19 protein-coding genes are annotated in these 22,526 nt (G+C 48.6%); 2 read left to right on the forward strand and 17 right to left on the reverse strand.

Annotation, left to right across the window (positions count from 1 at the left end; all coding sequences use genetic code 11):
- Window positions 1-8 precede the first annotated feature (8 nt).
- The 6 genes from VE23_RS14915 to VE23_RS26540 all read right to left on the reverse strand — a co-directional run bounded on the left by VE23_RS14915 (window position 9) and on the right by VE23_RS26540 (window position 5,919).
- Window positions 9-968 (reverse strand): glycosyltransferase family 2 protein, encoded by a 960-nt coding sequence (locus tag VE23_RS14915; protein ID WP_232316960.1) that lies wholly within the window; start codon window positions 966-968, stop codon window positions 9-11.
- Window positions 958-2,385, reverse strand: coding sequence for an undecaprenyl-phosphate glucose phosphotransferase (locus tag VE23_RS14920; RefSeq protein ID WP_021878995.1), 1,428 nt, complete (start codon window positions 2,383-2,385; stop codon window positions 958-960). The genes VE23_RS14915 and VE23_RS14920 overlap by 11 nt, the downstream gene beginning before the upstream one ends.
- A gap of 137 nt (window positions 2,386-2,522) precedes the next feature.
- On the reverse strand, window positions 2,523-3,824 hold the full coding sequence (locus VE23_RS27070; protein WP_049868400.1) for a glycosyltransferase: 1,302 nt from the start codon (window positions 3,822-3,824) through the stop codon (window positions 2,523-2,525).
- Window positions 3,825-5,171, reverse strand: a complete 1,347-nt coding sequence (locus VE23_RS14930; protein ID WP_049868401.1) for a GH1 family beta-glucosidase — start codon at window positions 5,169-5,171, stop codon at window positions 3,825-3,827. It abuts the gene before it with no gap.
- 158 nt (window positions 5,172-5,329) lie between these two features.
- Window positions 5,330-5,656: a hypothetical protein gene (locus VE23_RS25905; protein WP_084781505.1), complete on the reverse strand. Its 327-nt coding sequence runs from the start codon at window positions 5,654-5,656 to the stop codon at window positions 5,330-5,332.
- Window positions 5,557-5,919: a hypothetical protein gene (locus tag VE23_RS26540; protein ID WP_049868403.1), complete on the reverse strand. Its 363-nt coding sequence runs from the start codon at window positions 5,917-5,919 to the stop codon at window positions 5,557-5,559. The genes VE23_RS25905 and VE23_RS26540 overlap by 100 nt, the downstream gene beginning before the upstream one ends.
- Before the next feature lie 407 nt (window positions 5,920-6,326).
- Here VE23_RS26540 and VE23_RS14945 point away from each other — a divergent pair, with 407 nt between their 5' ends.
- Window positions 6,327-6,959: a helix-turn-helix domain-containing protein gene (locus VE23_RS14945; protein ID WP_198156177.1), complete on the forward strand. Its 633-nt coding sequence runs from the start codon at window positions 6,327-6,329 to the stop codon at window positions 6,957-6,959.
- Window positions 6,960-7,054: 95 nt separating this feature from the next.
- Complete coding sequence (locus VE23_RS14950; RefSeq protein ID WP_049868405.1) at window positions 7,055-8,593, forward strand: hypothetical protein; 1,539 nt, start codon at window positions 7,055-7,057, stop codon at window positions 8,591-8,593.
- 51 nt (window positions 8,594-8,644) lie between these two features.
- On the opposite strand, the gene rfbD is transcribed toward VE23_RS14950, so the two are convergent.
- From rfbD to VE23_RS15005, 11 genes are all read right to left on the reverse strand, one after another.
- Window positions 8,645-9,490 carry a dTDP-4-dehydrorhamnose reductase gene (rfbD, locus tag VE23_RS14955; protein ID WP_049869753.1) on the reverse strand — a complete coding sequence of 282 codons (846 nt, stop codon included), beginning with the start codon at window positions 9,488-9,490 and terminating at the stop codon, window positions 8,645-8,647.
- A 26-nt stretch (window positions 9,491-9,516) separates the two neighbouring features.
- Window positions 9,517-10,548 carry a dTDP-glucose 4,6-dehydratase gene (gene rfbB, locus VE23_RS14960; RefSeq protein ID WP_049868406.1) on the reverse strand — a complete coding sequence of 344 codons (1,032 nt, stop codon included), beginning with the start codon at window positions 10,546-10,548 and terminating at the stop codon, window positions 9,517-9,519.
- Window positions 10,549-10,581: 33 nt separating this feature from the next.
- Window positions 10,582-11,127, reverse strand: coding sequence for a dTDP-4-dehydrorhamnose 3,5-epimerase (gene rfbC / locus VE23_RS14965; RefSeq protein ID WP_084781718.1), 546 nt, complete (start codon window positions 11,125-11,127; stop codon window positions 10,582-10,584).
- A gap of 96 nt (window positions 11,128-11,223) precedes the next feature.
- Complete coding sequence (locus VE23_RS14970) at window positions 11,224-11,967, reverse strand: sugar phosphate nucleotidyltransferase (RefSeq protein WP_049868408.1); 744 nt, start codon at window positions 11,965-11,967, stop codon at window positions 11,224-11,226.
- Window positions 11,968-11,987: 20 nt separating this feature from the next.
- Window positions 11,988-12,887: a decaprenyl-phosphate phosphoribosyltransferase gene (locus VE23_RS14975; RefSeq protein WP_084781507.1), complete on the reverse strand. Its 900-nt coding sequence runs from the start codon at window positions 12,885-12,887 to the stop codon at window positions 11,988-11,990.
- A complete protein-coding gene (locus VE23_RS14980) occupies window positions 12,884-13,294 on the reverse strand; it encodes a divergent PAP2 family protein (protein WP_049868409.1) in 411 nt (136 codons plus the stop codon). The genes VE23_RS14975 and VE23_RS14980 overlap by 4 nt, the downstream gene beginning before the upstream one ends.
- Window positions 13,295-13,324: 30 nt before the next feature.
- Entirely contained in the window at window positions 13,325-13,657 is a 333-nt protein-coding gene (locus VE23_RS14985; RefSeq protein WP_049868410.1) for an EamA family transporter, read from the reverse strand.
- Between the two features lie 11 nt (window positions 13,658-13,668).
- Window positions 13,669-14,694: an acyltransferase family protein gene (locus VE23_RS27850; protein ID WP_198156178.1), complete on the reverse strand. Its 1,026-nt coding sequence runs from the start codon at window positions 14,692-14,694 to the stop codon at window positions 13,669-13,671.
- A 32-nt stretch (window positions 14,695-14,726) separates the two neighbouring features.
- Complete coding sequence (locus tag VE23_RS14995) at window positions 14,727-16,490, reverse strand: hypothetical protein (RefSeq protein ID WP_049868412.1); 1,764 nt, start codon at window positions 16,488-16,490, stop codon at window positions 14,727-14,729.
- Between the two features lie 24 nt (window positions 16,491-16,514).
- On the reverse strand, window positions 16,515-18,377 hold the full coding sequence (locus tag VE23_RS26545) for a DUF7024 domain-containing protein (protein WP_157053968.1): 1,863 nt from the start codon (window positions 18,375-18,377) through the stop codon (window positions 16,515-16,517).
- 81 nt (window positions 18,378-18,458) lie between these two features.
- Entirely contained in the window at window positions 18,459-22,526 is a 4,068-nt protein-coding gene (locus tag VE23_RS15005) for a glycosyltransferase family 4 protein (protein WP_049868414.1), read from the reverse strand.

The raw sequence follows: 22,526 nt of genomic DNA on the forward strand, positions 1-22,526 counted from the left end.
AAGTCCGGCTACGGGCGATACATGCTGAACTTGCGCTGAAGCCTGAGCGGCAGCCGCTTGTGGTGGATGCCCAGCTTATAGCCGATCAGCTTGGCCGCATTTTCCGCCGCAAGGCGGGGTATCCGAAGCCACTGGCCGTCTCCCGCCAGCGACTTGAGCTGGGCCTTGACCAGTCCGGCCCCCTCCTTGCCGACGGATGCGTAAGGGAGTATCCAGGACTGCTCCGCCATGGAGACGCCATTGTCGTAAAACCGCTTGAACTGCTGCAGCGGCGTGTAGTCATGGGAATGCACGACGCGGGCTTCGGCATTGTAAGCGATCCGGTAGCCCTTAAGGACGAGCTTCGCTGCCATGAATAGATCTTCGTTGAAGTGTGTCGGCTCCTGGAAGCCGCCCATCTCCGTGAACATGCCTCGGCGGATCGCCGAGCAGACGTTGGAGCAGAAGAAGGTTTTGATGCCGAGCACGCCCAGATCCTCCCTCCCCTTCTGCCGGGATTCCGGAGGATAGTTGTATTCCCTCGACATGCGCTCCAGCTGATCCGCTTCGGGCCTGGCCAACTGGCGGGCGTAAGCATATCCGACGCCATCCTCGTGAAGCGACACCGCCAGCTGCTCCAGCAGCCGGTCGTCGCATGGCATGGCGTCCTGGGTCATGAACAGCAGGATGCAGCCCGTCGCTTCCGCGGCAGCGCGATTCCTGGCGCCTCCGTGATCGAATTCCGAACGCCGGATGGCAAGGACTCGGGCTCCTGCACGATGAGCCGTCTCGGGAGTTCCGTCCGATGACTCCGTATCGATGACAATGATTTCGTAAGGGGGAAGAGTCTGCCGTTTAAGCCGCTCCAGCAGCTCGCCGAATCCCGGACCCGCATTGCGCGTCGGAATGATGACCGAGATCCTGTCACTCGGTCCCCGCGAATAAGGCAGACCGGCAGCCGGGGATTCGGCCCTGCTGTTAATAGGCATTTTTATGGATAAGTCCTTTCACGACGGTTTTGAAAATGATGCGGATATCGAAGAAGAAGCTCCAGTTCTCGATGTAGAACAGGTCATGCCGGATCCGCTCGTCGATGGACGTATCTCCTCGCAGGCCGTTCGTCTGAGCCCAGCCGGTAATTCCCGGCCGGATATGATGCTTGACCATGTAGCGCGGCACTTCTTCCTTGAACTGCTCCACGAAGAAGGGGCGTTCCGGACGAGGACCGACTACGCTCATCTCTCCCCTCAGCACATTGAAGAACTGAGGAAGCTCGTCAAGGCTCGTGCTGCGCAGGAACGTGCCGAAGCGGGTGCGCCGCGGGTCGTTCTTGACCGTCCAGGTCACGTCGGAAGCGACTCCGGCGCTGACCTTCATGGACCTGAACTTCAGCATATGGAAGCTGCGGCGGTTAAGCCCCACCCTCTCCTGCCGGAACAATACCGGGCCCGGGGAAGTCAGCTTGATGCCGACGGCGATTCCGAGCAGCACCGGGGACAGCAGGATGATGGCCGTCAAGGAGAACAGGATGTCGAAGGTTCGCTTGGCGATCCGGTTGCCCATCTCGTCCAGCGGCACGTCGCGGATGTTGATCAGCGGCACTCCCGCGAAATTGTCGAAGAACGGCTTGGCCGGCAGCAGATCGAAGTAATCGGGAATGATGAGCGTTTTGACGCCGGCCTTCTCGCAGATCTTGATGATGGAGCCGTACTTGGAGTGGGCATCCAGCGGAAGCGCCATGATGACCTCGTCGATCGTCGGATTGTCCGCCAGCATCTGCTCCAGATCCTGCAGCTTGCCGACGATCGGGCTGATCGGCTCCGAGCCGTAACTCGCCGTCACCTCGGCATCGTGCCGCACATGGAAGTCATCCAGAAAGCCGTACACTTCATAACCGAGATCCGGGTAAAGGCGCAGCTGGTCGTGGAAGCTCCGGCCGACGCTGCCCGCCCCCAGGATCAGCACGTAGCGCTTGTTGAATCCGCGCCGGCGGAACACGGTAAGCAGACGCTTGACCGCGAACCGGTATACGATCATCGCGAACAGGTTGAAGGCGAAGAAGATGGCCAGGAATTCCCTGGAAATATGTACTTCCTTGCTGATGAACAAGAGGCTCAAAAGAAGCAGCAGGCTCAGGCACTGCACCTGGAAGATCTTCAGCACGTCGCGCGAGAAGTTCATCCGGCGCTTGGGCTGGTAGAAGCTCGTATAGAATCCGATCAGCACGGCGGCGAACGCATAGACCGTGCTCCAGACCAGATAGGTCTTGAACGGGATCGTCTCGTAGGACGGCAGCAGTCCGCTATGGAACTTGATCCAGTAGGCGATCAGAAAGACGCCCAGCATGCAGACCAGATCCGCCAAAATGTATATTTGCGTCAAAAAACGCTGGTTTCTTCTCAACATATTTCATCACCGCAAATCTATAAGTCTAGCTATCTCACTAATTGTACCAAAAAAGGAGAAAGCCAGCTATCTATTCGACGCGTCATGCGGCAAAAGGTTGCTGGCAATGAGAGAAGCGCCTGTCTCAGGCCAGGGGATCAACGGCGCCTCGGCTTCAATCGAAGCTCGCGCCGCTTGCGCCGCATTTCCGGAATCCGGTTCCAGATGGATTTCCAGCAAGGAATCAAATCTCTCTCTTTCACTATGATATACCCCGCTTTGAGGGTTTCTATCGCGATCACCGCGGGCAGGTTCAATAGACTTCGCTCGTTTTTAATCAAGGTATAGAACCGGTTCTCGTACGAATGCCTCCGCACGAACAGAGAGATTGCCGAGCGCCCGCCTTCCTTCCACCCTCGCGCATGCAAAGCTCTCGCCTCCGGCGCGTAGAGGGACTTCCAGCCGAGAAGCTCCGCTCTCCATGCCGCATCGACATCCTCCTTGTAGGCGAAAAAGGTTTCGTCGAAAAATTCGCCCTCGATGGAAACATGCTCCATCATGCTGCGGCGGTACATCGCGGCGGCGCCGGATACGCCGAACGCCTCGCCGCCGTGCAGCCAGCGGGAGGCCGGCTCCCCGGCTCCGCGGTCGCGGGCCTGCCGCGCGGCATCCATCGACAGGCCTGTGCTGTCGATGACCGCCTCCGGCGGCAGGCGGTCCAGCCAGGCGCGGACCGCCTGCGGCAGCGCGCGGGGCGGCGATGCCGGGCCGGCGTCCGGAGCTCCGGCATCGGGCGCATGGCCCGCCCTGAGAACTTCCACGGCGTCCACGCCTGCGGCCTCAGCCGCTCCGGCAGCAGGCATGCCGACGCCTCCCTCCGGCTGGCGGACCAGCATGCCGGCGGCGCTGCCGGCGGCGGGCATGCGGTCCAGCCGCTCCGCCAGCCCGCGCACATAGTCCGGATGCAGCCTGACATCCGGATTGAGGACGAGCGCGTAATCGCTGCCCGCCTCCGCGAGCGCGCGATTCTGGCCGCCGGCAAAGCCGGTATTGACCGCGCTCTCGATGATGACGAGCCGCGCGCGGTTGCCGCCTGACGGCAGCAAGGCTGTTCCGCTTCCGGATCGGCTGCCTTCATCCCCCTGCTCTTGGCTGTCGGCATGCCGCTCCTGGTCCGCTCGGAGGTCTCTTTCCCGCTCCCGCGCGAGCCCCGCCTCATAGCGGCGCAGCCGCTCCACCGTGCCGTCTCTGGACGCATTGTCCAGCACGATAATCTTCTCGATGGGATACGACTGCGCCAGAACGCAGTCCAGGCAGCCCTCGATATCCTCTTCGCTGTTGTAAGTCACAATATGGACGCTCACCGTCCCCCGGACAGGAGCGGCAGCGAAGCCTGCCGCCCCGCTGCCGCCCTTGTCCGGAGACAGCGACGAATGCGCCGCTGAAACCTGGCTATTCATTTATACTTCGAACCCGCCTTCCGAAATGACCTTTTGAATAAAATAATAACTGTCTTTCGGCGTGCGTTCCAGTGTTTCATAGTTCGTGTATACAATTCCGAAGCGCTTGGCGTAGCCTTCAGCCCATTCGAAGTTGTCGAGCAGCGACCAGGCGAAGTAGCCCGCAAGCGGCACGCCGGAGTCGATGAGACGCTGGCACTGGATGAAATGCTTGCGGTAGTAGTCGACCCGGTCGGCGTCATGGACGCTGCCGTCGGCGTCCAGCTTGTCGTCGCAGCAAGCCCCGTTCTCCGTAATGTAGATCGGAGTATCGCCGTATTCCTCGTGGAGCCAGCTCAGCACCTTATAGAGCGCCTCCGGGTAGACGTTCCAGCCGATATGCGTCTGATCGAAGCCGACCTGGACATCCTCGCTGTCGAACAGCCCGTTGTTCTCCTTGTAGCGGGTGTAGCCGCCCGTGTAGAAGTTCACGCCGATGAAGTCGATCGGCTGTGCGATCGTCTCCATGTCTCCGGGAAGGATCGGCACTTCGACGCCTTTGCGACGGAACCAATCCACCATGAACTGCGGGTACGTCCCCTTGAACGTCGGCTCCAGGAACCACTCGTTGCCCCAGGCGCGCGAGCGGCGGGCCGCCTCCACATCCTCCGGCCTCGTCGTGTAAGGCTCCGACCAGCTCAGGTTATGCGTCGTTCCGATTTCGCCGGACAGTCCCAGACTGCGGTACAGCTGAACCGTCTTGCCGTGGGCGACCATGCAGTGATGAGCGACGTTCGTCGCCAGCTGCAGGTCCGTGTGGCCGGGAGCGTGCACGCCGATAAAGTTCGAGAGGAAGGAAATGCACCAGGTTTCGTTGAACGTGATCCACTGCTTTACTTTGCTGCCGAAAGCCTTGAACACAACCTCGGCGTACTTCACGAACGCGTCGATCGTCTCCCGGTTGTCCCAGCCGCCCTTGTCCTGGAGCGCTTGCGGCAGATCCCAGTGGTACAGCGTGACGGCCGGCTCGATGCCGGCTTCGATCAAGCCGTCGATGACGCGGCCGTAATAGTCCAGTCCCTTTTCATTGACCTCTCCCGTGCCCTGCGGGAAGATCCGCGGCCATGCGATGGAGAAGCGGTACGAAGTCACGCCCAGCTTCTTGAGCAGGGCAATGTCTTCCTCGTAGCGGTGGTAGCTGTCGCAGGCCACGTCTCCCGTGTCGCCGTTCACGACCTTCCCGGGCGTGCGGGCAAACGTATCCCAGATGGACATGCCGCGGCCGTCCTCGTTCCAGGCGCCTTCGATTTGATAGGAAGCTGTCGCGGTGCCCCAGACAAAGTCTTTGGGGAAAGTGATTTTAGCCATTATAAGTCCCTCCGATTAAGTCATTGAATAAAAAAAGTTGAGCTTGCCGTCAAAATCAGCGGAACAGCCGTCAGACATCGCGGCGAGCTGGCGGACAGCAGCATTCCGGCTCACGGCATCCAGACGCTGCAGATCTCGATGCCTTCCTGCTTGTAAGCCTAGACGTACTTCACGAACATATCGGCCCATGCCTGGCGGTATTCCGGCTTGAGCCGGCCGCCGCGGTTCATCTCTCCGTTCGTCTTCATGAGGGCCGGAGGGCTCCACGGGGAGGAGAACAGCCGGAAGCCGCCCCCCGCTTTGCCGGCCGCGCGCTTGATCAGCGGCAGAATCGACACGCGGTCGCTGCCGACGTTGAAACTTTCCAGCCCCTCGTCACCGTCTGTTACATAGGCGTAATTGCCGAGCGAGAAATCGCAGCTCTGAATAGGGGAGCGGCACAGCGTGCAGCCGATTCCATGCTCCGGATCGAAATACGCGTCCATGATCCCTGGCCGGACTGCTTGGCGATCGTAACGGCAGACGTCTCCGTCAGCGCGCCGCCGAAGCCCTCGATCGTCTGATAGGCCACATCGTCGTAGATATGATGGTTCCCGTGGCCGCTCTCGTCGGAACGGAACTTCAGCAGCGTCTTCTCCCGCAGCTTGTCTCCCGTGTCTCCAGCCGTCTGCAGCACCCTTGCCATGCCGGCTTCCAGGGCAGCGTATGCGCTTACATTGTTTCGGGTCAATTGGGCTCCTTCCCTCATGCCTCTCCTCCCTTCCTGTACAATTGACTCTATTATAAAAGGAAAGGCCTTTCCGGATGAAGAAACAATATGGCTATGAACCTCCACAATCTGGTCGTTCGGATTGACGCCCTCTCCATTTCCCATCCTTGCGGGCAAGCTGCTGCGAAGTTTGCGAAGTTCAAGATTTGCTAACATCCCGTTCATTCAAGCTTCATGTTTTTAGATTATGCTAGATAAGAGAGGCAGTGATTGCATTGGATCGTCTTCCCCTTACGCTGACGCTGTGCGACTTTTCCAGGCACCTGCAGCCTTTTCGCCAATCGTTCCGGACCCTCGATACCTACCTTCTCCGCTTGCAGACGGAGGGGGAGGCCCGCGCGCTCATCGGCGGATCCATGACGGCCGTATTGCCAGGAGATTTGCTGATGTATCGTCCCGGAGATGCCTACGATCTGCAAATAGAGGCTCCCGGCCCCGACAGCCGTTATGGTCCGAGTGCGGATTATTACTTCATGGCCACCGGACCTTGGCTGGATGAATGGTGGCGGATGCGGGAACGTCCTCCCCGGATCCGCATCGCGGACGACGGGAAGATCGACAGCGTCTGGCAGCAGCTCATGCTGGAGCGGCGCAGGCTCGACGGAGGCAGTCCGGCCATCCTGGCCGCTCTGCTGCAGGCGCTCTGCCTGCTGCTGGACCGCGCCATCGCGGAGGCGCCGGCTGCGAAAAGCGGCGCGACCGCGCTGCAGGCGCTGAAAATCAAACATTTTGTCGAAGCCAATGCCACCGGCTCCTTCACTCTGGATGAAGCGGCCGCCCATGCCGGCATCAGCAAAACCCGCGCCGTGCATCTGTTCAAGCAGCAGATCGGCTGCTCCATCATGCAGTACGCCCAGCAGGTCCGTCTCGCTATGGCGCTCAGGCTCATGGACAACAGCCAGCTGACGCTGGAGCAGATCGCGGACGAATCGGGCTTCGGCACCTACACCTATTTCCACCGCGTATTCCGCGATCGCTATGGCCTATCGCCAGGCACCTACCGCAAGCGGGAATATTGACTTGCTGACAGAATGCATAAGAAGAGACCTCGGACATGCATGGTACAAGCAGGATAGACGGAGCAATAAAATAATAATGAAAGGAGAGCCGACAAATGAGGAACGACAGCCTGCCGAGGGACGGCGAGTTTAAAGACAGGAAAAACAATGCCCGGATTCCATCGGGGGGGATGAGGCCCGGGCAATTCTATGCAGCGGTTGCCGCCCTCGTTGCCGGCGGGCTTGCCATACGCGTTCTGCTGGGCATCTATACCCAGGGGTATGTAGGAGACCAGATGTATTTCATCCGCTGGATGGAAGCCGCCATGCAGCATGGTGTGCGCGGCTCCTATCTCAGCTCCGACATGCAGAACTATCCCCCGGTATTCATCGCCATTCTGGAAGGATACGGGCATGTTCTGGACTTCCTCGGCATCGAGATCCGGACCGCCCATCTGAGCAGCAAGATGCTTCCGATTCTGTTCGATCTCGGCACCATGGCAGCGCTGCTGCTGCTGTTCCGCCGCTGGACCTGCAAGCGCCGGCTGACGCTGCTTGCCTGTCTGGCCTTCAATCCCGCCTTGCTCGCGGACGGAGCGGTATGGGGACAGATCGACGTGTTCCACAGCGCGCTGATGGCAATATCCGTGCTGCTCGTGCTGACCCAGCCGCTAGCCGCCGGCATCCTCATTGCAGTCGCCTTGCTGAGCAAGTTCCAAGCCATCGTCGTCCTCCCCGTCCTGGGGGCGCTGCTGCTCCGGCAGCTGCTCCGGCGCGATTGGCGCCGTCCATTGCTCTTCATCGCCGGCTTTGCCATCCCGTCGGCTTTGACCGCAGGCTGGTTCGCGATGAAAGGCGCGCTGGACGACATGGTCCGCATGGCGTATCTCAGCGCAACGGATATGTATCCCCAGCTTTCGCTGAACGCTTTCAATCTTTGGTACCATCTCTTTACGAATCCGTCCGTCCACGACGATACGATTTTCTTTGGCGGCGTCAGTTATAAGACCTTCGGGTTCATCCTGCTTGGGGTTGTCTGCCTGTTCGTTGCGGCCTATATCCTGCTTTTGCGCGATCTTAAAACCGTTCATCTTCTGAAGGCGGCCGCTTTGGTCAATCTGGCCTTCTTCCTGCTCCCGACGGAAATCCACGAGCGCTACGGCGTTCCCGCCATGCTGTTCCTGCTGCTCATCCCGTTCCTGCTGGAGCCTGGGCGGGAACGTATCCGCTGGGGAGTTCCGGCCGGGCTGTTCACGATGTCGACGGCGCTCAACATTTGGCTGGTGCTGAATGGAGGGTTTGGGGGGAAGTGGCTGCGGGGGGGCATCGAGGTCTCTTCCCCCCGTTTCCGCAACGGCGACGCGGGGTTCGGAAGCTCGAGGCACAGCGGAATGAATGAAACTGCCCAGGGGCGGGTAGACATCAGCCGCAATCCTAATTTCGGTATGGATATCTCCGGACGAGGCGCAGGAGGGATGCGCGAAGGAGGCTTTGGCGGAGCCCGTCAAGGAGGCGGGTTCGGCAACGGCTCGCTTAGCGGATGGGAACACTATTTTGCGGTTGGAATGGCTTATGCCAACTTGATGATCTTGGCCTGGATCATAGGAGCGATGATTGGGGATCTCTTCAGCCGATCCACCCGGAAAACTAGCTAGGAATAGGAATAAAGCCGGCCATCACTTGGATGAGCCGACTTTATTTCGCGTTTATTCCCTAATCTCATGAATAAATCGTGCCAAAGCGTCCCGCCACTCCGGAAGCTCCTCCAGTCCGATTTCCTTGATTCGGCTCTGATCAAGGACCGAATAACGCGGACGCGGAGCAGGGCGCGGAAACTCCTCGGAGGTGCAAGGCAATGCTTGGGCTGCCACACCGCTCTCTTCAAATATCGCTTGAGCGAATTCGAACCAGGTGCAGCTCCCGCTATTGGAAGCATGATACGTCCCGTACTCTTCCGTACCTGCCAGCTGGAGCAGGAAGCGGGCCAAGTCCTTCGTGTAGGTAGGAGATCCCGTCTGGTCATTGACGACCTTGACGCTTCCTCTTTCCTTTCCAAGCTTCAGTATGGTCTTGACGAAATTGTTCCCATGCTTGCCATACACCCAGGAAGTACGCACGATGAACGTCCGACTGTTCAACGTCTCCACAAGCATTTCTCCTGCGTGCTTGGACTTCCCATAGACGGTTTGCGGGTTGATAGGAGCGTCCGTACGGTAAGGCGACGTTCCGTTCCCGTCGAAAACATAATCCGTGCTGACATAGATCAGCTTGGCGCCGATCTCGTCAGCCGCCTCCGCCACGCATCCAGACCCGGTTGCATTTACGGCATATGCGCCCTCAAGATCGGATTCCGCCTGATCCACGGCCGTATACGCCGCGCAGTGAATGACGACGTCAGGCTGAAAATTCCCGATGACCTCGCGGCATTGCTCGCAGGAGGAGATGTCCAAGGCCCCCCGATCCAAGCCGATGATTTCAAATTCGTCCGATTTCGGCCACAAGGCGAGCTCTTTGCCGAGCTGCCCTCCTGCTCCCGTTACGAGAATCTTCATTTTCATCCCCGCATCCTCCAGCGGCTTCATTCCGTGGACTCCGCTTCATTTAAGCGATCTCCGTATTGGAGCTTGAAATAATTCTGGTAGCTTCCGCTCAGCACGTCTTTCATCCATTCCTCGTTGTCCAGGTACCATCGGATGGTTGTCCGAATTCCGGATTCATAATCATGCTGCGGGCTCCAGCCTAGCTCACTGCGGATTTTATCGGCGTCGATGGCATACCGTTTATCATGACCCGGACGATCCTTGACATAGTGGATCAGTGCTTCCGGTTTCCCAAGCTCCTCCAAGATCGTTTTGACGACATGAATATTCGTTCGCTCGTTGCGCCCTCCGATGTTGTACACTTCGCCGTTCACGCCATGATGGATGACGAGATCGATGGCGCTGCAATGGTCCTCCACGTAAAGCCAGTCCCTGACGTTAAGCCCGTCTCCGTACACCGGCAGCGGCTTATCCTGCAGGGCGTTCTGAATGATCAGCGGAATCAGCTTCTCGGGGAACTGGTACGGTCCGTAATTGTTGGAACAGCGCGTAATGTTCACGGGAAGTCCGAACGTCTCGTGATAGGCCCGTACAAGCAAATCCGCCCCTGCTTTGCTTGCCGAGTAAGGGCTGTTAGGAGCGAGCGGCGTTTCTTCCTTAAAGAGGCCTGTCTCCCCCAAAGTCCCGTAAACCTCGTCCGTGGACACCTGGACAAACTTTTTGACTCCGTATTGCTTGGATAGATCCAGCAGAGTCTGCGTACCAAGAACATTCGTTTTTACAAATACATCCGGTTCAAGAATGCTGCGGTCCACATGAGACTCCGCCGCGAAGTTGGCCACGACATCCACGCCAGCTTGGAAAATGGGCTCCAGCTCCGCGCGATTGGTAATGTCCGCTTTGACAAAATGATATCCGGGATGCTGTTCGACAGCTTTCAAATTCTCTAGGTTCCCGGCATAGGTCAGAGCGTCTACGTTAACAATTTCGTACCCGGGGTACTTTTGCGCCATATACAGCACAAAATTGCTTCCGATAAATCCGGCTCCGCCGGTAACGAGCAGCTTCACTTGGCAACGTCCCTTTCTTCCCGGTTGTTGGAATTAACCGTTGATGTCGTAAATGAAATCAATCTCTGCGTCCATCAATGCGGGATGCATGTCATCTTTCTTCGACAAGACGGGATTGCGGACAGGCCAATCAATGCCGAGAGCCGGGTCGTTCCAGGCGATTCCCCGGTCATGCTGGGCTGAGTAGAGCTCGTCGACTTTGTACTGAACCTCGGAATTCGGCACCAGCGTGCAGAACCCATGAGCGAAGCCTCGAGGAACCAGCAGCTGGCGATGATTGGCGGCGCTCAATATAAATCCTTGCCACTTCCCGAAGGTCGGCGAGCCTCGGCGGATATCTACAGCGACATCATAGATCGCTCCTGCCGTACAACGGACCAGCTTGGTTTGGGCTTTGGGATTAAGCTGATAATGGAGTCCTCGCAATACTCCTGCTTCCACGGAAAGAGAATGATTGTCTTGGACAAATCGATGGGTTATTCCGTGCTCCCGAAATCGCGCTTCGTTGTAGCTCTCCACAAAAAAACCTCGCTGGTCTCCATGGACAGCCGGCTCGATCCATTTCAATCCCGGCAGCATTGTTTCCTGGACGATCAAGTTCCTTCAGCCCCTTCCTTGGTAGGATTGCACCCTTCCGGTTCACGCTTGCAAGACCCGATTCTTCCAGGCAATTGGCTAGATCTTAAGTTCCCCGAACTCGGTGCCGAGAGTGATTTCTTTAGCCAACTCGTTTGCGTAGGTCAGCGAAGCATGGGTTCCCGCATCGGTCCACCAGCCTTGTAATATATCATATGTTAGCGAATTGGTTTTGATATAGGCATTGTTTACATCCGTTATTTCCAGCTCGCCCCGGTTGGAAGGTTTCAAGGATCGAATGATATCGAATACCGCGGAATCATACATATAAATTCCTGTCACTGCGTAGCTGCTCTTCGGCTCCTTCGGCTTTTCGTCGATCGATACAATATGATCGCCCTTCAGTTCTGGAACGCCGTATCGCTGCGGATCATGCACTTCCTGAAGGAGTATTTTAGCTCCTGTCTCTTGCTTCTGGAAATGTTCCACATAAAGAGCAATGCTGTCCGAGAAAATATTGTCCCCTAAAATGACGACCATCTGATCTACGCCGACAAATTGTTCGGCCAGGCCGAGCGCCTGAGCGATGCCTCCGGCCTGATCCTGTACCTTGTAAGTCAAGGATACGCCGAATTCATAGCCGCTTCCGAGCAGATTCACCACGTCGCCCATGTGCTCTTTTCCGGTGACGATGAGAATGTCGTAAATGCCGGCTTCTTTTAGTTTAGCGATGGAGTAATAAATCATGGGATATTTGCCTACTGGAAGCAGATGTTTATTGGTTACTTTGGTTAAAGGAAACAGGCGGGAGCCTGTCCCGCCTGCAAGGATGATTCCTTTCATATGAGTTCACCTCATTGAAATTAGTTGAAAGCTTTTATGAAAGCGATGGCTATGCAGAATATGAGGACGGTTCCGAGAATATGACGGTCGCTAACCAAAATATCCTCTGGCTTTCCACCTGCATTTTTCATATGAATTAAATAGTAGTATCTAAATATGCCGTACAAGACAATCGGAATGGTAAACATCATTCGCTGGCCCTCGGAAGCTGAATACATGGAATAAAACATAATAAGCACAGCCGTTACGACGGTCATGAGCTGATCGAGCATGGCAATAGAATAAAAATCCAGAACCTTCCTTCTACTGGAAGAATTCTCATTGAAAATCTTTAATTCGTGCCTTCTTTTTCCTAATGCTAAGAAAAGGGACAGTCCCATGGTACACAAGATAAACCAAGAGGTCAGCAAGCCGTTAACCGCTAATGCGCCGGCAACTGCTCTAAGTACGAATCCTAGAGCAATCAGCATGACATCTATGATAACTACGTGCTTCAAGCGAAGCGAATATAACAAGTTTGTCACAAAATAAATCAAAAGAATGACGGTCAAGGCACCGTTCACCATCAGCCCCAGTGTCACCGAAAAGCAAAACGTCACAACTGCAAGTACGATTGCCATGGGGATGGATATCGCCTCTCTAGCAAGAGGGCGGTTGCATTTATCTGGATGGAGCTTGTCCTTTTCCACGTCAAAAATATCATTAATGACATAAATCGTGCTGGCCATGAGAGAGAAGGCTAGAAATGCTAATAACGCATTAAGGAAAATAGACGGTTCTAGCACTTGTCCTGCAAATAACGCAGAGGCAAACACTAACAAATTTTTCGTCCATTGCTTAGGTCTTAGCTCTTTGATGATGTCAAAGATTATATGAGGCTGCGTTCGAGAACGCTCAGCAACTTCCATATTTGATTTCACAGCCACCCACTCCTAACGATAAGATCAGCTAGGAAACCGATGAGAACTCCTAGCCCTAAGCCACCCGCTACTTCCATCTTGGTATGCCCCATGCTTTCGCGATGAATTTTTTTGTCTTGAAGCTTGTTCAAGCTCTCCGCATGATACCCAACATGCCGTCTTAAACCAGTAGCATCAATAATTACAATGGCAATAACGGCTATTCCGAGACCAAATCCAGGCGATTGAAAACCTTCGTGGAATCCGATTGTCATCGTCGTCGCCGTTACTATGGTTGTATGATTGCTTGGAAATCCGCCATTTCCAATTCGGCTTTTTGCTTCACTTCCGAATCTAATATAGTTGATCATGAATTTCATGATTCCGGCAATCAGCCACGCCACTAAAGGAATTAGAAAATAAGCCATGTAGGGTTGCTCTCCATCCTTTCCTGCCTGCTAAGATTTAGCAATCATTATTACGCCTAAAACAATAGTCACTAAACCCGCCATTCTTAGAATTGAAATCGATTCTCCCAATAAAAAGTAAGACAAGATAAATACGATGACATATCCCAACGCTACCATTGGATATGCAAATGATAGATCGATTTTTGAAATAGCCACGATCCACAGACAAGCCGATAGGCCGTAACAAACTAGGCCAGATATGATGTTAATATTTGTGATAACAGATAAAAGAGATAACTGGATCTTCATCGTGCCCATCTTCATTAGAATCTGAGCACACGCTCCCAGTAGAATTGATACTATCATAAATAGATAAGCCATTTAACTCACTCTCAATTCTTATATAGGAAATAAAGTTTTCTATCCACAAATGAAATAATGACCACCAATAAATAAGTTATCACTATATTGATTATGTATGATAGAAAAAGAACAAAGATCCAGTGAAACTGAGAATAATAGGGTATGAGATAATATAATGCCGAGGCACCAAAACCTTGAAATAAATAAATGTAAAAAACGTTTTTACCACTGTAAGTCAAGAAACTTCCCATGCTACTATTTGACCATTTGGAAAGATTGCTTTCATAATTTTTAACAATTAATACAATTATTATAGATATCATGGAGGCTGCAAAATAGATTAAAGTAGGTGGGAATTTGTTTTCCTGCATCATGAACCCACCATTGTTGATCGAATCTGCAATAACAAAAACAGATAAAACACAAATGATTTTAAAACCTGACCTTTTAGAAATCGAAATTTGAGCCGTATATATCCCTAAAAAGTAAAAGACAGAATAAAAAATCAGAAGCCGCAGACTCACCGTAGGATATATACTATAATTCAAGAATTCCGAATTGGATGAGAATAAGCCTATAAAAATAATAGAAATAATCAGATAAAGAAGACTTGCATTACGATATTGCGATATATAACGCAATATCGGTGTAAATGGCATTATGCATATAAATACGGTCAGGAACCAGATTGATCCCATTACAACAGGCCAACCATCGGAATTCTGATTGAAGATGAGCAGCCATCCTGAAATTTCATTCCATGATGGAAACTGTCCATGAGAACTAAACATAAAAATAATTAATACGATTACCATCAATATGTAAGGAACATATAATTTAAGGAATCGACCAAATATATCTTGCATCGAATTCCTCTTGGAGAAGATAGTAGACCAACCACTTAAAAAGAAGAACAATGGAACATCGATTAAAAGAGCTAACTGCGGAATAATTGAAGAAGGAATATAGCTGTTTCCGCTCCACCAAAGGGTATGAATTAGAATGATGTTTAATATTGCAATTCCTTTAAATATATCCAATATATTATTTCTCAATGAAGTACTCCCTCTGATTTATCGCGAGAAATTTATGATATCTGTAAATCCGTTGTATAAAACGCCAAGATTCTATTGTCAGAACTCCCTTTATATGAATCCAGTTCCGATACCTTTACAACTTTGTCTTTTGATTTAATTATTAAACTATTTTTCTCTTTTAGAACCTGATTAAATGAAATACGTATTTCCTCATTACTGATTATCCCATCATAAACTTTCGTACCATTAAAGAATATCTCGGCATGGTTCGGTTTGTAAAAACTACCCAACGAAATTGAAATTGTTTTATTTGACCTTCTTTCGGACGAAAGAAACTCCAATATGGCTTCGTCCTTAACCCATCTTGCCATTCTTCCTTGCCAATCTTCCAATTGATAAAATCCGCTTGTAAAAGAAATACTCATGGGGTTTAGATTGATGTCCTCCTTAGCAGGTATGGGTTTAAAAACGGCTAACGGTTTAAAGGAAACATGAGGAGCGAAGTTTCGGTAATGGTAAGTGCCTTGCTCGTCCATATCTAATTCTTTTCGTTTCGTTTCCCCTTGATAAAATATGATTGGAAGCCTGTCTTTTGATGGCAAGTAGACTTCCTTATCAATTGCACGTTCTGCTAACACTTCAACTGGTGGATTATAAAGACCTGGAACGGAAGCAATCACCAATTTGGCCAAAGGAGTAAATTGAGTATGAGAATAACTAGAATAATAACCAATACATATCAATAAGATCAAACCATTGATAATGAGAGATGAAATTGCCCAAACCTTAAATCTTAAACGATTGGAAATGTTAATACATCCATATATTGCGATAGGAATCATCCATACCGCATATCGGTTCATATATATGTTCCCACTATTCCAATTGATCTGCACGGTACATATGAGCCCTATCAAAATCAACATACCTAATGAAACTACAGCCAAATAGTCTTTTTTAACTAAAAGAAACGCTAAAATAACAAAGGCCATGGGGATATAAATCAACATTCCAAAGTTAGGGTCCAGGAAAAGGCTTACCAGTTTTTCTGTACTCATACTGGTTGTATATGTTTCGCCGATCAAACTAAATACTCTATAATGTGCCCAGTACCATAGATAAGGGAATATTACGATAGAAGATCCTAACACAATTCCAACAAATCTCTTCGTGATTTTCCGTTCTCTCAATACCATAATGAACTCAACAAATCCTATGATTGCAGTAATAAGAGCAATTCCTGGATTTTGAAGTGATGCTATCGCAGTCAATATAACAGCCGGCACTGCTTTTTTCTCCAAAAATTTCAGCAATCCCATGTATAGAAAAACGAAGCTGAATACTTCTGAATTGCTCCACTGAACATATAGCCAAATGGGATTTACTAGACCGAAATATAACCAAATTTTTCTATTTCTCTCTATAGATGATCTATAAATCATAAAAATCAGAACAAACAACATCAACACATTGGTTAGCTGGAAAGCCTTTAAAACATTTAAATCAAAAAATTTTAATAAGACATAGGCCGGCACACATAGAAGAGAATAAAACCAGAAATGGAATGAATAGTATTTTCCATCTAAATCTTTGAAATAACCGTTATAAGGATCTATCGCAGATGCATGAAGCTGGTTTCTAATTTCAATATCATACGGCAGTAAATGAGCGCTCCCATGATTCACAAAAGAAATTATCATTTGTAAATATTCGTTTCCGTCTCCATATAGCTGAGGGCGATGAGTAAGAGCAAACAAAATACATAAAATAAATATTGAAGCAAGAATAGTCCGACCGATGTAACTACGACGCATTTCAATCCTCCATATCGATATCTATCATTGTTGATCTATCGTTATATTTTTTATAGCTAATCCTAATTTCCTCTGATCATCTCCCCTATTGCTTTCCTTTGGAGAGCTCGGCATTTCAATGTAAAAGGAAATTTTCAGCGGTTGATTGGACCGGATTAAATCAGAGCTCACATTCAACCTTCTTTGGCTCCATTCATCATTATTGTTAAAGATCCAAGAGTCCGCAAAAACATCATTAACATATATTTTCACCTTTTGGGGCTTGTCTGCCACAAATCCAGCTGCTTCTGCACGCAACTCTAAGGGCTTTCCTAAATCCATTGGAGAAACAACTAATTTAATCTGTGATTCCCCCCCAATAGTCCAACGCCCCCAATTCTCCGGTTTGGACCACCCCGTTAAAATCAAATTATCTAGAGAACCAGAGAAATCAATCAAATCCCCTAGATGGTAAGGATGTCTAAACAAGTCATAGTTCTGAATGGACCCTATTAATTCCGGATAGATAAAAACATTTGGATTCAAATCAATATTGGGTATATGAATTAATTCCTTTTCTCGATTCACCCCAAATTCCCCCTCGTTCTCAGGGAGGACCATTAATGTTTTTAGTTTGTATCCATCAGAGAGTGCAATAGATAGCGACGGCAATGTCCAAGGCAAAATAAAAGAAGAATCTCTAATGCGGCTGTTCATATCATCTTTATCAAGAATCCCTGCATTGGATGAGGCTAGAACACTTTTAATTTCATTGGTATATCCATGCCATTTATAGTTATCATATAATTGCCCTACGCTTTGAGAAAGTAATAATAACGATAGAATGAAACCAAGGAAAACAGAATTATTCATTCTTTTATATCTATTTTGAAGAAATATAAGAAGCAAAAACAAGAATATGGTCAACCAAATTGAAATCCCACTTGAAAAACCTCCTATAAATGATTTATTTTCGCTTTGTCGGCTCATATTCCATACAAAAAATAATAGAGAAAACGTAAATATTAAAGAAATTAGAGAGGGAATAGCAAAGTTTTTCTGCTTTTCCTTCTTTTTTGTAAATGTAAAAATTGAAAACACAACAACGGCAATTATACCAATCATCAAAACGGATATTGAACTGTTTCCAAGGTTATGTAAGGTAGGAAATTCAAATTGATTAATAAATGAGAAAAGGTTTTTCAAATGCGAATGAGAATAATACCACCAGAAGACGTAAACAACTTCTAATGACATTACGAAAGCAATAATCACTCTTAGTAAAAGAATATTTGTATCAGTGATTCTTCGTGTATTATTAATAGCTGTAATTACGATAATAATACCAATAATTACGAGACTTTCGTGAGAGCGAGCGGCAAGCACAAGGCAGCTAATAACTAGTATAATATCAATTCGTTTTATTCGGAAATCAACTAGAGTATACAACAAGATAAGGGTATACAACCAAAAGGATAGTAAAAATGAATTGGTTCCTCGCCCTTCAAAAGGGATTATTAATAACACATAAGCTGCAAATGGCACCAGAAAGAACAATCGATTTTGGCTGCGTTTTGAAATCCAGTAAGTAATGAACATTCCAACGGTTGCAGACAAAAAAGGGACAGAATTATAGAGGAATCGTAGAAATGGTATGTTTTCTATATTTAGTTTCAGAGCCAAGGAGACAGGAAGCTGGTTCATTAAAGTGACAAACAATCCAATATCATTCGAGTTATGAGAATAGGGATAACGGTTATGCATATTATTCAATAGTGAGACAAAATAAAAAGAGCCGTCTTCTGCCAGAGAACGATTGAATATAATAGCAGTAGCTATATATATAAAATATACAAGAAATGATAGCCCAATAATACTATATATAACTTTTTTAAGTGAATTACTCACATCTGCCTTCCCTTCCAGCTAAAAAATATACGGGCCGGGGTTGAGCTTGATCGTCAACTCCGGCTCCTCTTTTTTAACTATTTACGCTTTTGTCGTTAAGTCTTTAAAAATTTGATTTAATCTAGAAGAGATGGAGTTCCAAGTATAAGAACTTGAAACCTTATTAAATCCATTTTCTCCCATTTTAGATGATTTTAAAGGATGGTCTAGAATGTCTATTATCTGATCATGCAAGTTTTCTTTATTGGCTAACCGACCGTTCTCCCCATCCTCGACCAGTTCCGTAAAAGCAGGACAGCTTTCATTAACAACTACTGGCTTTTTGAGCATCCAGGATTCCAGGATGACAATGCCAAAACTTTCGCTATCGCTCATTGTAACAAGCATGGCGCATTCTTTCAGTGCGCCCATGACTTCCTCTCGTTCCAAGGCCCCAAGATAATAGACATGGTCCTGATGAATAGGATCCCCATCTTCGTCTTTACCGATTATGACGAGATTACATTTAGGAACCTCACGATTCACTTTTTCAATGGCTTCCATGACCCAATGGTAGTTTTTAGAGCGCGATTTCCTTCCCAACACTAAAACAAACGGCAGATTGGATTCATACTTTTTCTTGAAATCCGAGCTGTCGATATGTTCATATTCAGAGGGGTCTATTGCTCCACCAGGCAATGCTTCTGTTATCGCCCCTATTTTATCATAAAAAATGGGTATAGATGCAGTTGGAGCTGCTATTACTCGATCGGCTTTTCTCATACTGTCATAGAAGGACTTCCAGTGATAATACTCGTCGTCCATGTGAAAATGAGGAAGCAGCATCAACGGTTTATTATATTTGCTAGCAAAATCCGATGCTGTAACGAAAGTTTGGAACGGCACACTGTGGCCGAAGACGAGGTCCGCATCCTGGATATGATTTTCAAGCCAGCTTTTCATTTCCTCCGAGGCCGGGCCTCGAGTTGTCTGGAACAATTCATCCCATTGAGATTCCCTGTGCTCTGCTTGAGCAATCAACTGATCAATAAAAGGTTCATAGGCTTTTTCTTTAAGGAAATCCTTATAGTTATAGTCAAGCTTTAATACCGAATTTCCTTTACTGCCTAGATCATATGTGATTTCATTTACACGCAGCCCCAGGCCCCTCGGATCTTGCCCTTCAACATAATAAGCATCAATGGATAAAGCCAACATAGTCGTCTCTAACTGGGAGAGCTCGATTCGGAATGAACCCGCTACTTTCTGTTGGTATACGACGGCTCCCTCTGCCGATTTTATCGTTAGCATTCTCTTTGTAGGGCTCTCCGCGCGTATGCATACCGTTTTGGATTCCCCGATATAGAGATAAGACTCTGAAGAAGACCAAACGCTGTACCCTTCTTCCTGTTTCTCCGGATAATGCCATCCGCCAAGCAGGATTGGAAAAGTGTAATGCTCTTTAAAATAAAGAGAAAGCGAACACGACTCTTTCATCCATAATTCAAACAGTTTTCTGCTATTTTCATATTTGATATTATCGTTAATCGCGGTTACAGGGAACTTGTAAACGGTCGTATTTCGATAATTTGAATCATTAAAATCGATATCCGTTGTATATTCGATTGAAAAATGGTGTTTATTATATAAAGATCCAATGTCCATGGTAACAACATCAATAGAGTAGTCATCGTTTTGATCCAATTGCTCGATAACTTTGAGCAGGTACGTCTCAGCACCTCCCAGAGGAGGTTCTGTATACCGATAAGTGATAAAGAGGATCTTCTTCCTACTGCGCCCAAATAGTTCTTTTTGAATCAATGCATCGAACTCTCTGGCAAGAACTTTCCAATCCAATGTATGGCGAACATAAGCAAATGCCTTTTTCCCAATTTCATCCCGCATTTCAGGTTTTGCAAGCAGTTCAACGATTCTATCTTTAAAATCATCTAAATCGCAGATAACAGCATGCTCCCCGTCTACGATTTCATACCCTCTTTTGCCGATAGAAGTCGTAATCACAGGAAGTGAATGAGACATATAATCGGCCAACTTCAAATTGGATCCGGATCCGCCCATCATTGGATTCAGAGCTACATCAGCCATTTGCATAACAAAATCTTTTTGAATATCGCTTATCCGTCCCAGAAAAATGACATTATCCGGCAAATCGCTTGAGAGGGCATCGCAAACGGAACCAATCAATATGAAGTAGGCGCTGATTTGGGGAGCAAGTCGTTCCACGATAAACTTGGCGGACTCGATATTGGGCGGGTGAGAACTGCCCACAAATACTATGCTTGGATAGCCTGAAAAAACAGCTTTTACAGGTTCTGTGTTATATTTCTCATGTTTAATGTCTACCCCGTTTTTAATCGTGAAGATTTTAGTCGGATCGAGCGGCTCTTTCTTTAGAATCTGAAGGCTTGCATGGTCCGTGTCTGATACGCTAACGATTAGTCGGCTGCTGTTTACGGCTTTCCTTTCGACGGAATAGACTTCCCTTATGAGCTCATCGTAAAGAGGGTGGCCTTTTAGCAGGTCCTCTTTCAAAGTAAATTCTGTGTTATGGCTTTCGTAGATAAACGGCTTATCAAGGGGATTATCCACAATATTCATCATGTAAGGATGGCTGGCTATTATAAGATCGGCAGCCTTATATAAGCAATCATATATTCTTTTTAAGAGTTCATTTTCTTTGATCATATATGCATTGACGATATCGGCAGCACTTATCCAATGTTTCCCGTTTATTTTAGTATCTTCCATTTTATGTTCATTCGTTTTCGGAACCGAAATCTGGACAAAGCGAGCTGTAATAAAATCACGCTGCAGATTGTCCTGACCGCCAAGACATAAAAGGTTTACTTGATAGTTTCTGGACATAGCCGAATAAAGCCTATTGATTCGAATCTCCCCGCCTGCGGTCGGAGCAGCGACTCCATAATCGTTCAAAACGAGAATATTAGGGAATTTATTGGAAAAGTCACCATCTGTTACATTCATAATATAGGGAAGAACATCGCTCACTATAGATTCCCAGGAGTAGCGGCTTTGAATATATTCCTGTCCATTCTTAGCTATTTGGTCGAGTTCCAGTGGATTCATTTGGATGATCGCATGAAGAACCTCGGAAAAAGTATCCTTCTCCGCTTGAAGAAAATGACTATGATTATCCAGATCTAATCCCCTCACGCCAAACTCCGTCGATACGAGAGGGATACCAGCAGACATATATTCAAGAGTTTTCAGATTCGTTCCGGCACCGGAAAACATAGGGTTGATGGCAATATCAGACGTGGCAAACAATTCATGCCTCTTCGCATCATCAATCAACCCAAGGAGCTTGACATTGGAACTGGTCGGTTGGACAAAACTATTACAGCATGCTCCTGCAATGACAAATTCAAACTCAGGGCATGAAGGCGCCAATGAGTTTAGAATATATTCAACAGCCTCCAAATTGGGAGGATGAGCGCTTCCAATGAAAAAAGCTGTCTTTTTATCGGAACTCGAAGCTGCCCTCGTTTCCCGCATCAAATCGCCAGGTATAATGCCGTTAGGAGCTAGTAAGACTTTGCTCGGATCCGCCCCATATATGGTCACGAAGTTTTCGACTTCCTTAGCTGCCGTAGCAAAAACAAGATCTGCTTGTTGAACAAGCTTCTTCTCCATATCTCCCAATAATTTAATGTACTTTTCTGCTCCTTTTCCTTTCCATGTCTGCTTAACCAGCTCCGACTCATGATTATGGCTATTATAAATACGGGGCTTTTTATCGAGCCCGAAAAAGAGGTCATAATTGAGCATGTAAGGAAACTCATGAATAATGATATCAGCATCATTATATAATTCTAAATATTTGTCATGATAAGCATTAGCATAATCCGCGCTTAGCGCACAAACAAGCGCTGATATCTCCATGCCGACATCTTCTTTATCCAAGTCCATATGAAGCTGGTCGTGAACGTTCTGCTTAGGGATACGGTACTCCCTATAGTGGTCATGATGAACGACTACCTCTGCTTCATGATGAGAATACGTGGGGGACAGCAAGGTAACATCCATAACCTTGCTGAGTTCTTCATAGAAATGATAGTATCTCAGTTCTCCTCCGCTTGTTGGCGGATGAAAAGCAGGAAAGAAGTTTAGTACCAGTACTCTTTTCAA

The sequence above is a fragment of the Paenibacillus sp. D9 genome, assembly GCF_001188365.1.
Classification (GTDB): domain Bacteria; phylum Bacillota; class Bacilli; order Paenibacillales; family Paenibacillaceae; genus Paenibacillus_O; species Paenibacillus_O humicus.

What these genes read in the sequence shown, in the direction of transcription:
- VE23_RS14915 (WP_232316960.1), bottom strand. Translation starts at nt 968, where the DNA reads ATGCCTATTAACAGCAGGGCCGAATCCCCGGCTGCCGGTCTGCCTTAT.
- VE23_RS14920 (WP_021878995.1), bottom strand. Translation starts at nt 2,385, where the DNA reads ATGTTGAGAAGAAACCAGCGTTTTTTGACGCAAATATACATTTTGGCG.
- VE23_RS27070 (WP_049868400.1), bottom strand. Translation starts at nt 3,824, where the DNA reads ATGAATAGCCAGGTTTCAGCGGCGCATTCGTCGCTGTCTCCGGACAAG.
- VE23_RS14930 (WP_049868401.1), bottom strand. Translation starts at nt 5,171, where the DNA reads ATGGCTAAAATCACTTTCCCCAAAGACTTTGTCTGGGGCACCGCGACA.
- VE23_RS25905 (WP_084781505.1), bottom strand. Translation starts at nt 5,656, where the DNA reads ATGGACGCGTATTTCGATCCGGAGCATGGAATCGGCTGCACGCTGTGC.
- VE23_RS26540 (WP_049868403.1), bottom strand. Translation starts at nt 5,919, where the DNA reads ATGAGGGAAGGAGCCCAATTGACCCGAAACAATGTAAGCGCATACGCT.
- VE23_RS14945 (WP_198156177.1), top strand. Translation starts at nt 6,327, where the DNA reads ATGTATCGTCCCGGAGATGCCTACGATCTGCAAATAGAGGCTCCCGGC.
- VE23_RS14950 (WP_049868405.1), top strand. Translation starts at nt 7,055, where the DNA reads ATGAGGAACGACAGCCTGCCGAGGGACGGCGAGTTTAAAGACAGGAAA.
- rfbD (WP_049869753.1), bottom strand. Translation starts at nt 9,490, where the DNA reads ATGAAGATTCTCGTAACGGGAGCAGGAGGGCAGCTCGGCAAAGAGCTC.
- rfbC (WP_084781718.1), bottom strand. Translation starts at nt 11,127, where the DNA reads ATGCTGCCGGGATTGAAATGGATCGAGCCGGCTGTCCATGGAGACCAG.
- VE23_RS14970 (WP_049868408.1), bottom strand. Translation starts at nt 11,967, where the DNA reads ATGAAAGGAATCATCCTTGCAGGCGGGACAGGCTCCCGCCTGTTTCCT.
- VE23_RS14980 (WP_049868409.1), bottom strand. Translation starts at nt 13,294, where the DNA reads ATGGCTTATTTTCTAATTCCTTTAGTGGCGTGGCTGATTGCCGGAATC.
- VE23_RS14985 (WP_049868410.1), bottom strand. Translation starts at nt 13,657, where the DNA reads ATGGCTTATCTATTTATGATAGTATCAATTCTACTGGGAGCGTGTGCT.
- VE23_RS14995 (WP_049868412.1), bottom strand. Translation starts at nt 16,490, where the DNA reads ATGCGTCGTAGTTACATCGGTCGGACTATTCTTGCTTCAATATTTATT.